The sequence below is a fragment of the Intrasporangium sp. genome, from assembly GCF_040414665.1.
In the GTDB taxonomy this organism is placed as follows: domain Bacteria; phylum Actinomycetota; class Actinomycetes; order Actinomycetales; family Dermatophilaceae; genus Intrasporangium.
Window position 1 is genome coordinate 1 of sequence record NZ_JBEDUL010000142.1, and the last position, 12,430, is coordinate 12,430.

10 protein-coding genes are annotated in these 12,430 nt (G+C 70.7%); 5 read left to right on the top strand and 5 right to left on the bottom strand.

Going from position 1 to position 12,430, the window contains the following annotated elements:
- Positions 1–262: 262 nt before the first annotated feature.
- Complete coding sequence (locus tag ABF401_RS14735) at positions 263–1,066, bottom strand: ABC transporter permease (RefSeq protein WP_353510325.1); 804 nt, start codon at positions 1,064–1,066, stop codon at positions 263–265.
- A complete protein-coding gene (locus ABF401_RS14740; RefSeq protein ID WP_353510326.1) occupies positions 1,063–2,172 on the bottom strand; it encodes an ABC transporter ATP-binding protein in 1,110 nt (369 codons plus the stop codon). The genes ABF401_RS14735 and ABF401_RS14740 overlap by 4 nt, the downstream gene beginning before the upstream one ends.
- A 139-nt stretch (positions 2,173–2,311) precedes the next feature.
- Here ABF401_RS14740 and ABF401_RS14745 point away from each other — a divergent pair, with 139 nt between their 5' ends.
- The 4 genes from ABF401_RS14745 to ABF401_RS14760 all read left to right on the top strand — a co-directional run bounded on the left by ABF401_RS14745 (position 2,312) and on the right by ABF401_RS14760 (position 6,705).
- Entirely contained in the window at positions 2,312–3,694 is a 1,383-nt protein-coding gene (locus ABF401_RS14745) for a hemolysin family protein (RefSeq protein ID WP_353510327.1), read from the top strand.
- Positions 3,691–4,728 carry a hemolysin family protein gene (locus ABF401_RS14750; RefSeq protein WP_353510328.1) on the top strand — a complete coding sequence of 346 codons (1,038 nt, stop codon included), beginning with the start codon at positions 3,691–3,693 and terminating at the stop codon, positions 4,726–4,728. The genes ABF401_RS14745 and ABF401_RS14750 overlap by 4 nt, the downstream gene beginning before the upstream one ends.
- Before the next feature lie 112 nt (positions 4,729–4,840).
- Complete coding sequence (larC, locus tag ABF401_RS14755; RefSeq protein ID WP_353510329.1) at positions 4,841–6,148, top strand: nickel pincer cofactor biosynthesis protein LarC; 1,308 nt, start codon at positions 4,841–4,843, stop codon at positions 6,146–6,148.
- 2 nt (positions 6,149–6,150) lie between these two features.
- Positions 6,151–6,705: a DUF1697 domain-containing protein gene (locus ABF401_RS14760; RefSeq protein ID WP_353510330.1), complete on the top strand. Its 555-nt coding sequence runs from the start codon at positions 6,151–6,153 to the stop codon at positions 6,703–6,705.
- Between the two features lie 18 nt (positions 6,706–6,723).
- On the opposite strand, the gene larB is transcribed toward ABF401_RS14760, so the two are convergent.
- The 3 genes from larB to gnd are packed head-to-tail and all read right to left on the bottom strand — an operon-like array spanning position 6,724 to position 9,744.
- Positions 6,724–7,428 carry a nickel pincer cofactor biosynthesis protein LarB gene (gene larB / locus ABF401_RS14765; RefSeq protein ID WP_353510331.1) on the bottom strand — a complete coding sequence of 235 codons (705 nt, stop codon included), beginning with the start codon at positions 7,426–7,428 and terminating at the stop codon, positions 6,724–6,726.
- Complete coding sequence (larE, locus tag ABF401_RS14770) at positions 7,421–8,332, bottom strand: ATP-dependent sacrificial sulfur transferase LarE (protein WP_502908255.1); 912 nt, start codon at positions 8,330–8,332, stop codon at positions 7,421–7,423. Before larE ends, larB begins: the two co-directional genes overlap by 8 nt.
- Positions 8,299–9,744: an NADP-dependent phosphogluconate dehydrogenase gene (gnd, locus tag ABF401_RS14775; protein ID WP_353510332.1), complete on the bottom strand. Its 1,446-nt coding sequence runs from the start codon at positions 9,742–9,744 to the stop codon at positions 8,299–8,301. Before gnd ends, larE begins: the two co-directional genes overlap by 34 nt.
- 277 nt (positions 9,745–10,021) lie before the next feature.
- Here gnd and ABF401_RS14780 point away from each other — a divergent pair, with 277 nt between their 5' ends.
- A complete protein-coding gene (locus ABF401_RS14780) occupies positions 10,022–12,412 on the top strand; it encodes a glycoside hydrolase family 3 protein (RefSeq protein WP_353510333.1) in 2,391 nt (796 codons plus the stop codon).
- Positions 12,413–12,430 lie beyond the last annotated feature (18 nt).

The following is a 12,430-nucleotide window of genomic DNA, read 5'->3' on the forward strand; positions in this document are numbered from 1 at the left end:
CTGGTACAGCTCGTCTACGAGCCAGTCGTTCGGTCCGAAGGATGCCATCGGGTCGCCGGACGTGGACTGTTCAGACACGCGAATGCGCCTCTTTCGTTGCCTGGGGTGCGTCGTGCGGAGTACACGCCAAGCCTAGCCCCGAACGCATCCGGCCCCGACAGACGTCTGAATGGCGAAAGACGCGCAAAGGGTGTGGTGACAGGGGGAGCCGGCTCAGCGGCATACGGACACGTGTTGTGGGTCGACCGGGCCAATGGCCCGGTCAGGAGATGTCGGCGCGGACCGTGCGGATCGTGCCGATGAGCGCCATGACCAGGGCATATCCGGTGAGTACGAGCGCGCCCGCCCACCACGCAAGCTGGTCGGACACCGTTCCGCCGAAGTTGAAGTTCTGCACGTTCAAGGTCGCGTTCGTCGCCTGCGTTGGCAGGTAACGGGCGATGTCCGCGCCGATGTCGGTCAGCGGCAGGACGGCTCCGATGATCGGCTCGACGATCCAGGCGGCGCCGACGGCGATGAGCAGGGCCGCGACCTGGTTGGGGATGAGGATGCCGACCCCGAGGCCGATGAGCGCCCAGAGGCCGAGGACCAGGAGGGACAGGGCCAGGGTTCGCCAGATCTCCGGATCCCCGAAGGGCTCGTGTCCGCGTGACGCCAGGATCGTCGCCCCGGTGACGACCGATGCGGTCAGCGACGCGAGCCCGTACAGGGCGCCGAGGACGAGCAGCAGGATGGTCTTGGCGACCATGACGCGGGTGCGCTTGGGCTCGGCCAGGAACGTGGCGGTGATCGTCTTGTGGCGATACTCGGCCCCGACGGTCATGACCCCGATGGCCAGAGTCAGCAGGTAGCCGACGCCGATGCCACTCGTGAAGGTGGTCCGGGCCAGCTCGGCGTCGGTGGTCGGGAGACCGGGGCCGCCTTCGCCGATCACGGCATCGCTCGTGAACAGGAACGCGAAGAGTGCAGCGAAGCCGGCTCCGGCCACGACGATCGCGATGAGCATGCCCCACCACAGCCGCGTCGTGAAGAACTTGCGGAACTCCGAGCTGACGGCCTTGGTCACCGCGACTCCTCCTGTCCGTGCGTCTCGGGCTCCCTCGGGTCCGGCGGCGCAGCGTCCGGGGTGACCGCGAGCAGCCTCGGGTCGATGGGCGGCCCGCTCGGCGGGGGCAGCTGGCCGAGCGGTGCGGCCGCCTCGCCGAGGTTGCGGTTGCGGTGTTGGTCCGAGTCGGTGAGGTTGAAGTACAGCTCCTCGAGATGGGTCTTCTCGGCGCGCAGCTCATGGATCGCGATGTCAGCCGCGTGCGCCAGGTCTCCCACCATTGCGAGGTCCTCCGTCGTCACCTGGATGCCGCCGTCCTTGCGCTTGAGGCCCAGTCCGCGCCCGGCCAAGGTGCTGGCCAGCCGGTCGGTGTCGGAGGTGCGCACGAACGCGGTCGGCTCACCTCGGAGCTCCTCGACGGTGCCCTGCGCGACCCGCTTGCCGTTCGCGATGATGACGACGTCGTCGACGGTCTGCTCCACCTCGGACAGCATGTGGCTCGAGATGAGCAGGGTGCGCCCCTCCGATGCAAGGTGGCGCAGGAACCCGCGCAGCCACCGGATGCCGTCGGGGTCCAGGCCGTTGGCCGGCTCGTCGAGGATGATGACTCGAGGATCCCCGAGCAGCGCGGCCGCGAGCCCGAGCCGCTGTCGCATCCCCATCGAGTAGCCACCTGCGCGCTTGCCCGCCGCGGCGGGGATGCCGACGAGCTCGAGCATCTCGTCGACGCGACTGGCCGGGATGTTGCCAGCGGAGGCGAGGGCCAGCAGGTGGTTGCGCCCGGTCCGTCCCGGGTGGAAGTTCGTCGACTCGAGCGCCGAACCCACGACGGTGAGTGGGTTGGCGATGTCGTGGTACCGACGCCCCTCGATGGTTGCGGTGCCGGCGGTCGGGCGGATCAGCCCGAGGAGCATCCGCAGGGTCGTCGTCTTGCCGGCGCCGTTGGGGCCGAGGAAGCCCGTGATCCGGCCGGGCACGACATCGAGGTCGAGGTGGTCGACGGCGGTGAACCGACCGAACCGCTTCGTGAGTCCACGGACCTCGATCCGGCCCTGCTGCGGATCGGCGGACGGCGTGGCGCCGCCGGTGGCGGGCTGTGCTGGAGTGGCGGCCGACGCGGCTGTCACAACGCCTCCTTCAAGGCCCCGAAGGGCGATTCCTGGTGTGCGTCCAACTCAACCACACCGCCCCCGGTGCCGTGACGGGTCCATATAGTGGGGCGCGGTGAGGGCACGTTGGGGCAGGTGAGGATGCGGTGAGGACGCGGTGATGGAGTGGCTGCTCCTGCTCGCAGCGATCCTCCTGACCGGCGGCACCGCCGTCTTCGTCGCTGCGGAGTTCTCCCTCGTCGCCCTCGACCGGCCGACCGTCCAGAAGGCGATTGACGCCGGGGACCGCCACGCGCGGATCGTGCTCCAGTCCCTCAAGCAGCTGTCCACCCAGCTGTCGGCGGCCCAGGTCGGCATCACCATCACGACTCTCGTCGTCGGTTACCTCGCCCAGCCGTCCATCGGCAGCCTCCTGAGCGGCCCGTTGAGCAGCCTCGGGCTCGGGCAGCCAGCGGTCGCGGCCATCTCGAGCACCCTCGCCCTCGTGCTGGCGACGGCGTTCTCGATGGTCTTCGGCGAGCTGCTCCCGCAGTTCCTCGGCATCTCGGCCCCGCTGACGACCGCGAAGGTCGTCGCCCTGCCCGTCCGGATCTTCGCGACGGTGGCCAAGCCCCTCATCCTCGTCCTCAACGGCTCGGCCAACGCGTTCCTGCGCGCGATCGGGATCGAGCCCCAGGAGGAGCTCTCCGGCGCGCGGACGCCGCAGGAGCTGGCGAGCCTCGTGCAGCGATCCGCCGAGGCGGGAACCCTCGAGGTCACGACCGCGCGCCTGCTGACGAAGACGCTCGGCTTCGGCGAGCGCACCGCTGACGACGTCATGACCCCGCGCGTGCGCTGTGCCGGCATCCACCGGGACGAGTCCGCCGACGACGTCCTCCGGCTGTCGCGGCGCACTGGTCATTCGCGGTTCCCGGTCCTCGGCAACGACTGGGACGACATCGACGGCGTGGTCCACGTCAAGCGCGCCATGGCTGTTCCGCACGACCGCCGCAAGGACGTCCCGGTGTCCGCGCTCATGTCCGACCGCCTCGTCGTGCCCGAGACGATCCGGCTCGAGCCGCTGCTGCGGCAGCTGCGTGCGGGCGGCTTCCAGATGGCCGTCGTCGTCGACGAGTACGGCGGCACCTCCGGGGTCGTCACGCTCGAGGACGTCGTCGAGGAGATCGTCGGTGAGGTCGCGGACGAGCACGACCGGAGGCGGCAGAGCGGTCGCGAGCTGACTGACGGGTCGTGGACGGTACCAGGGCTGTGGCGACCGGACGAGGTGCGGGACGCCTTCGACGCCGACGTGGCCGACGGCTCGACGTACGAGACGATGGGCGGCTACGTCATGGCCCGGCTCGGCCGGGTCCCGGTCGTCGGCGACGTGATCAAGGTCCCCGGCTGGCGCATCCACGTGACGGGCATGGCGCGGCGCCGGGTCGACCGCCTGCGCTTCGTCCCGGACCCCGACTCGGCGCCGGAGCCTGCCGGCCCGGAGCATCACGGCCCGGAGCGTCCCGGTGCTGGGCCTGACACCGTGGCGGGGGTGCCGCGATGAGTGGCGCCTGGGTCTATGTCGTCTCCGTGGTCCTGCTCTTCGGCAACGCGTTCTTCGTCGGCGCCGAGTTCGCGGCGATGGCCGTCCGGCGCTCGGCGCTGGAACCGCTCGCCGCTACGGGAAGCAAGCGCGCGGCCACGAGCATCGAGGCGGTCGAGCGGCTCGGGTCGATGCTCGCGACCGCCCAGCTGGGCATCACCGTGTGCTCCGTGGGCCTGGGCGCCCTGGCCGAGGCTGCCCTGCACCACCTGTTCGAGCCGATCTTCGCGGCGTGGGGGATGGGAGCGGCCTGGGCAGGGGGCGTGGCCCTCGCCATCGCCCTGCTCATCGTGTCCTACCTGCACGTCGTGGTCGGGGAGATGATCCCCAAGAACATCGCCATCGCCGGCCCGGAGCGGTCCGCGCTCCTGCTCGTGCCACCGCTCTACGCCATCACCCGTGCCCTGGGCCCCGTCATCCGGGCGATGGAGACGCTCGCCAAGGCGCTCGTGCGCCTCTTCCGGATCGAGCCGAAGGATGAGATCTCGTCGGCCTTCACCGCGGAGGAGGTGGCCCACATCGTCGGCGAGTCCCACCGCGAGGGACTCATCGAGGAGGCGCGACACGGCCTCGTCTCCAAGACGCTCGAGTTCTCCGACAAGCTCGCTCGCGACGTCGCCGTCGGGCTCGAGGGGCTGACGACCGTGCAGCTCGGTGCCACCCCGGCGGACATCGAGCGACTCGTCGCCAGGCAGGGGTTCTCGCGCTACCCGGTCCTCGACGCGGGCGGGGACATCGCCGGATACCTGCACCTCAAGGATGTGCTCTACGCCGACGACGAGCGCCACGAGCTGCCCGTCCCCCCGAAGCGGATCCGCCGGTTGGCCACCGTCCGGGAGGGCGACGAGGTCGAGGACGTCCTCGCCACCATGCAGCTGACGGGGGCACACCTCGCTCGCGTCATCGACGAAGCCGGAGAGGTGACGGGCGTGGTCTTCCTCGAGGACGTCCTCGAGGAGCTTGTCGGCGAGGTCACCGACACGACGCAGCGTTGAGCGGTCGGCCGGGTTGACCAGTCCCACGCCGTATGCCGCTGAGCTCCTTCCGGAGCCGCGTCCTCCCAGCCCTCCCGCGCTCAGTGCGCGGGCAGCGCCTAGCCTGTGGCGCATGCCCACCAGCGCGACAGAGGTGAGCCGGCCGCCGGCTCCGCCTGGCCGGACCGCGTGGATCGACGCGTCGGCCGGAGTGGCGGGCGACATGCTGCTCGGCGCGCTCGTCGACGCCGGCGCGTCCCTCGATGTCGTGCGGTCCGCCGTCGAGGCGGTCATCCCGGGAACGGTCCGGATCACGGCCGCCGACACGACCCGGGCCGGGATGCGCGCCCTCAAGGTCGGCATCGAGCTGGCTCGACCGGACCAGCCCCACCGCCCATGGGCGGAGATCCGGCGGCTCCTCGCCTCCGCTGACCTTGGGGACGCCATTGGGCGCCAGGCGCATTCGGCGTTCGAGGCGCTGGCCCGCGTCGAGGCCAGGGTCCACGGAGTCCCGGTCGACGACGTGCGCTTCCACGAAGTGGGTGCCTGGGACTCCATTGCCGACGTCGTCGGGGTGTGTGCGGCCGTGGAGGACCTGGGCGTGTCGGAGGTCGTCGTCAGCGCGATCGCCGTCGGTTCTGGATCGGTGCACGGCTCCCACGGGCGGGTCGCGGTGCCCGTTCCCGCCGTCCTCGGCCTGACCGTCGGGTGGGTCGTGGAGGCGGTAGGGGACGGCGAGCTCGCGACGCCGACGGGCGTCGCCCTGCTGACGACGATCGCGACGGCGCAGGGCCCGCTGCCGAGGATGGAGGTCGCGGCCGTCGGCATCGGGGCCGGCACCAGGGATGTCGACGACCGGGCCAACGTCTCCCGCGTGGTCGTGGGCTCCCGGGAGCCGGAGCGGGACGAGCATCCTGGGCTCGACGTGGCACCAGCCGGCGCGGCCGCCGATGAGGGACTCGACGAGTCGCTCATGGTGGTGCTCGAGGCGAACGTCGACGACCTCGACCCACGCGTCTGGCCGTCCGTCCTCACGGCGCTGCTCGAGCACGGCGCGGCGGATGCCTGGCTGACCCCCATCGTCATGAAGAAGGGCCGCACCGCCCACACCCTGTCCGTCCTCGCGCAGCCCGCGGACACCACCCGGCTCCGGGACCTCGTGCTGGCCCAGACGAGCACCATCGGCCTCCGGGAGAGCCGGGTGCGGCGCTGGGCGCTCGCTCGCTCCTGGGTCGACGTCGACGTGGACGGACAGGGGGTGGCGGTCAAGGTGGCCCACCGCCACGGTCGCATCATCACCGTGACCCCCGAGTTCTCCGCCGTCGAGAGCGCTGCGGCCGCTCTGGACCGCCCCGTCCGCGACGTCCTCGACCATGCGATGGCCGCCGCCGTCGACGCCGGACTGGTCCCGGGCGGTCCCGCCCCCGACGGGCGTTCCTGAGGGTGGGCGACCTGAACCGCTACGCAGCACTCCTGCGCGGGATCGCACCGAGTGGCAAGAACATGACGAACGACAAGCTGCGACGGGTGTTCGAGGGGCTCGGGTTCGAGGGCGTGTCGTCAGTGCTCTCCAGCGGCAACATCGTCTTCCACAGCGCCGCCACGGACGTCGCTGCCCTCGAGAACCGGGTCGAGGCGGCGCTCACGAGCGAGCTCGGCCTCTCCAGCCGCACCATCATCCGGGGGCACCCAGACCTTCGCGCACTGGTCGACAGCGACCCCTTTCCCGGCCTGACCCACGGACGTGGCACCTATCTGACCGCGACCTTCCTCAAGGACGTCGCACCGCGGACGACTACCGTGCCAGGGGAGTCGGACCGGCTGGCACACTCCGTTCGGTACGACCCTGGGGCCCGGGTCGTCCTCGCCGTCATCGACACCAGCGACCCCGGCCGGGCCTCGGGTTTCATGGCCTCGCTGGAGAAGGCCTACGGACGCGAGATCACCACGCGCAGCTGGCTCACCGTCCAGCGCATCGTCCGGAAGCTCGAGAGCTGACCCGCGGTCACGGAGCCGTCAGCCGGGATCGGCAGCGATCTGCGCCGCGAGGTGGCCCGCACCGTAGCCATTGTCGATGTTGACGACACCGACCCCGGGGGAGCAGGCGTTGAGCATCGACAGCAGGGGAGCGAGCCCCTCGAACGCCGCGCCGTACCCGACGGAGGTCGGAACGGCGACGACCGGCGCGCTCGCCAGGCCGGCCACGACCGACGCGAGCGCTCCGTCCATTCCGGCGACGACGACGATCGCCCGCGCCGTCCGGATCAGGTCCTCGCGCGCGAGCACCCGGTGGATCCCCGCCACGCCGACGTCGACGACGAACTCGGTGGGACGTCCGAGATAGGTCAGCGTGACGAGGGCCTCCCGAGCCACCGGCAGGTCCGACGTCCCCGCGCACAGCACCGCGACGAGCCCGCCTGTCGGCTCCGGTGCCCGCGGGGGCCAGGCGAGGATCCGGCCGACCTCATCGTGCATCGCATCGGGTAGCACGCGGAGGACGGCCTCCGCATGGGCGGCCGGGGCACGGGTGAACAGCACCGGCCCGGTCGTCGTGCCCTTGTCATGAGCGTCTTTGAGTGCCAAGGCGATCGACGCCACTTGTCCGGGCGTCTTCGGCTCGCAGAGGATCGCCTCGGGATAGCCCCGACGGGCTGCCCGTCCGAGGTCGAGCTCGGCGACGCCTTGGAGGTCGCCCGGGCTCACCGGTGTGCTCTCAGCCATCGCCGAGCCGCACGAGTGGCAGGGTGAACGCCCCCGACTGGATGCCGGCGACATCGACGGCGACGAACCGGAACCCGGCCTGGAGCCCCACCGCGTGGATCGCAGAGCGCAGCTCCGGCTCCATGGCTCGGGCCAGCTCACCGTCGGGCAGCTCCACCCGAGCGACGTCGCCGTGGTGCCGGACGCGGCAGTCGGCGAAGCCCAGCGCCCGCAGCCCCTGCTCGGCCGCCTCGACCTGTGCGAGCTTCGCCGGGTCGACCTCGGAGAAGTGTGGGATGCGGGAGGCCAGGCAGGGCGCGGCTGGCTTGTCGGCGTTGGGCAGGCCCAGAGCCCGGGCAAGCGACCGGACGTCCGCCTTGGTCAGTCCCGCATCCGCGAGGGGCCGCAGGACGTCGTGGTTCGTCGCGGCCCGAGCGCCCGGACGATCCGGTCGCCGCGCGTCGTCGGCGTTCTCGCCGTAGGCCACGGCGACGAGCCCATGGGCACCAGCCACCTCGTCCGAGATGCGGGTGAAGAGCTCGTCCTTGCAGAAGAAGCAGCGGTCCGGACCGTTCGCCCGGTACATCGGGTGGTCGCCCTCGTGCGTCGCGACCTCGACGACGGGCGCACCGATGGCCGCCGCCACGTCCCGGGCACCGTGCAGCTCGTCGCGGGCCAGGCTCGGGGAGACGCCGATCACCGCGAGCACCCGGTCGGCCCCGAGCGCACGGACGGCGAGTGCGAGGAGGAGGCCGGAGTCCACGCCCCCCGAGAAGGCGACGCCGAGGCGTCCGACCGAGCCCAGCGGCATACGACCACGTAGTTGCCTCTCGACGGCGTCAGCCGAGGCCGCCTGGCTGGGAGGCAGGGGAACGTGCACGAGTGAGGCGCTCAGATCTCGACCTCGGACCGGTCTGCCGACCACAGCGTGTGGAACGTGCCCTCCCGATCGACCCGGCGGTAGGTGTGCGCGCCGAAGTTGTCGCGGAGGCCCTGGACCAGCGCGGCCGGGAGCCGCTCCGCGCGGACGGTGTCGTAGTAGGCGAGGGCGCTGGAGAAGCCGGGCACGGGTACCCCGGCCGTCGCGGCTGCCGCAACGACCCGTCGCCACGACTCCTGGCGATCGGCCAGGCCGGCCTGGATGCTCGGGGCGACGAGGAGGGTGGCCAGCTGCCCCGCGGCGTACTCGTCGCTGATCTGCTTGAGCAGGCGCGCGCGGATGATGCAGCCACCCCGCCAGATTCGCGCCACGGTCGCGATGTCGACGCCCCAGCCGAAGTTCGCGCTCGCCTGGCGGATCTGCTGCAGGCCCTGCGCGTAGGCGACGACCTTGGCCGACCAGAGCGCGTCGCGGACCGCGTCCACCAGGTGCTTGCGGTCGGAGCCGGCCCAGGACGGGAGCGTGCGGTCCGGGCCGACGAGGACGCCTCTGGAGACCTCGCGGACGGTGCGGTCGCCGGAGGCCGAACGAGCGAAGACCGCCTCGGCGATGGCCGACACCGGGACCCCCAGCTCGAGGGCGGACTGGACGGTCCAGCGGCCCGTGCCCTTCTGCTCGGCCTGGTCGACGATGAGCTCGACGAGAGGCCGTCCCGTCGACGGGTCGACGTGGCTGAGGACCTCGGCCGTGATCTCCACGAGGAAGGAGTCGAGCTCGCCGGTGTTCCACTCACGGAAGACCTCGGCGACCTCGCCGGCCGACAGACCGGCCGCCGTGAGGACGTCGTAGGCCTCGGCGATGAACTGCATGTCGGCGTACTCGATGCCGTTGTGGACCATCTTGACGAAGTGCCCGGCTCCGTCGGGGCCCATGTAGGCGCAGCACGGCTCCCCGTCCACCTTGGCAGCGATGGACTCGAGGATCAGTCCCAGCGCCTCGTAGGACTCCTTCGAGCCGCCGGGCATGATGGACGGTCCCTCCAAGGCGCCCACCTCACCACCGGAGATGCCGGTCCCGACGAAGTGCAGGCCGACCTGCCGAAGGGCCGCCTCCCGCCGCCGGGTGTCCTCGAAGTGGGAGTTGCCGCCGTCGACGACGATGTCGCCGTCCTCGAGCAGGGGTGCGAGCTGGTCGATGACCGCGTCGGTGCCCGGGCCGGCCTTGACCATGATGATGATCCTGCGCGGCCGGATGAGGGAGGCGACGAACTCCTCGAGGGTCTCCGCGCCGACGAACGTGCCGTCCGCCCGATGGGCCTCGAGATGGGCGAGCGTGCGCGCGTGCGTCCGGTTGAAGACGGCCACCGTGTGCCCGTGGCGGGCGAGGTTGCGGGCGAGGTTGCTGCCCATGACGGCCAGGCCGATGACGCCGATGTTCGCAGTGGCCGAATCGCTCACGGTGTTCCTTTGTGGTGAAGGTTCCAAGAGGGGCGGAGAGGGTCTCAACAGGAGGATGCCGTATGCCGCTGGGCCTGGTGGGCGAGGGGCCGCAGCACGAGCCCTCCTCCCATTGAGTCAGATCCCACCCTCGCATGGAAGGCGTTTGTCACGAGTTGCCAGTCCCGTGGGGCGGCAACGTGGGGGCAACTCATGGCAACTCATTGGGGCCTGCCGCGCCGGGGCGCGAACGTGTGCCGATCATCCCCATCCAGTTCGAAGAGGAGCCATGGATCTGATGAAGACACCCCTCCGCTCGCGACGACGTCGCGGACTGCTCGGCGTGACTGCTGCGCTGCCCCTCACGTTCGCCCTCGGAGTCGGCGCCACTGCTTCGCCACGTGCCGACCTCGCCCCGACGCCTGACGTCGCCCACACCGCGATCGGTGACGAAGGCAACCACGGTCGACCCCCCGTTCTCGAGGCCCGGGCCAAGGCCCTGATCAGGGTGAAGGGACGGACGTTCAAGGATCTCAATGCCAACGGCGGACTTGACACGTATGAGGACTGGCGCAAGCCGGTCAAGGAACGGGTCGCCGACCTGGTCCAGCGGATGACGCTCGAGGAGAAGGCCGGCCTCATGCTCATCGACACCCTCAACGCCTCCTGCATCGTCGAGACGGGGGAGCGCGGCACGGTGCCGGCGCTCGCGGCGGACTACATCGACAACCAGCAGATGCACCGGTTCGTCTTTCGCAACACCGTGACCAGTCCGGACCAGGCCCTGTGCACCGAGGAGGGCGGCGGCTTCGGCACCCGCATCTCGGTGACACCGGCCGAGGCCGCGAAGTTCACCAACAGCGTCCAGCAGCTGAGCGAGGCCACCCGTCTCGGCATCCCCGCCCTGTTCAAGTCCAACGCCCGCAACCACATCGACCCCGATGCCCGAGCCGGGATCAACGAGTCGGCCGGCGCCTTCTCAGCCTTCCCCAAGGAAGCCGGTATCGCGGCGGCGGCCCTTGGTGAGGAAGCGCTCCGGACGGGAGCGGCCCCCACGGCCGGCGACATGTCCGTCGTGGAGGACTTCGCCGAGGTCATGGGGCAGGAGTGGGCGTCGATCGGCCTGCGCGGCATGTACGGCTACATGGCCGACCTGTCGACCGAGCCGCGTTGGTACCGGACCCACGAGACCTTCACGGAGGACGCCGACCTCGGTGCCAACATCATGCGTACCCTCGTCACCACCCTCCAGGGTCCGGTCGGCAAGGACGGCACCGCCCTCAGCCCAGAGACGGATGTCGCCCTGACGCTCAAGCACTTCCCGGGGGGCGGTCCGCAGGAGCTCGGCCTCGACCCGCACTACGCCTTCGGCAAGACGCAGGTCTACCCGGCTGACGGCTTCGGGTACCACCTCAAGCCGTTCCAGGCCGCGATCGACGCCGGTGTCGCGGCGATCATGCCCTACTACGGGGTACCGATGGAGGTCACCTACGACGGCGTCACGTTCGACCAGATCGGCATGGCCTTCTCCGGACAGATAGTCAACGACCTGCTCCGGGACAAGCTGGGCTTCAAGGGCTACGTCAACTCCGACACCGGGGTCATCACCGACCGGGCCTGGGGGCTCGAGACGGCCACCGTTCCGGAGCGGGTGGCCGCGGCGATCAATGGCGGCACCGACACGCTGTCCGGCTTCCATGACGTCCAGACCATCACCTCCCTCGTGACCGACGGCCTGGTCTCCGAGGAGCGCGTCGATCTCGCTGCCACCCGGCTGCTCGACCCGATGTTCCGGATGGGCCTCTTCGAGGACCCCTACGTCGAGGAGGCGCACGCCACTGCCACGGTGGGCAACGATGCCAACCGCGCCGTCGGCCTCGACCTCCAGCGCAAGTCGGCCGTCCTCCTGCAGAACCACGACGCCCCGGACGGTGGCAAGGTCCTGCCGCTCGAACCGGGCGCCAAGGTCTACATCCTCGGCGACTTCAACGAGGAGACCGTCGCGGGTCACGGCTACCAGGTCATCAACGGCAACGTGCCAGCGGGCACGCCGCGTCCCAGCGCCGAGGGGGCCGACTACGTCATCATCTCGATGACCGCCAGGAACAAGAACACCGCTGCCTACCGCAGCGACGACCCGGCGACCGGCCTGAACCCGGCACACCTCAACCCGATCGTCATGCCGAACACCGCCGGCCTCGACGGCCAGAGCCCGTATGGCGAGTCCGATGCCTGCGTGTCCTACGGAGCCACGGCGTGCACGGACAGCGGTCTGCGCTTCGGGGGTTCCTACCCGTGGGAGTCGAGCATCCTCGACTTCAGCGGGATGGAGACGTCGCAGTCCTGGCAGGTCGTCCCGTCGCTCAGCACGATCCAGCAGGTGATGAACGAGGTCGGTGACCCGAACAAGGTGATCCTCCACGTCTACTTCCGCCAGCCGTTCGTCCTCGACGATGCGAGCGGGCTGCGGGACGCAGGCGCGATCGTGGCCGGCTTCGGGATGAGTGACACCGCCCTCATGGACGTCCTCTCCGGCGAGTTCGCGCCGCAGGGACGCCTGCCGTTCGCGCTGGCGGGGACGCGGGCTGCCATCGAGCAGCAGAAGAGCGACCTGCCCGGCTACCGCGAGACCGACGACGGGGAGCTGTTCCCCTTCGGGTTCGGCCTCACCTACGAGGCCCGGGGGTGACGGCCCGGCGCCTCTGGT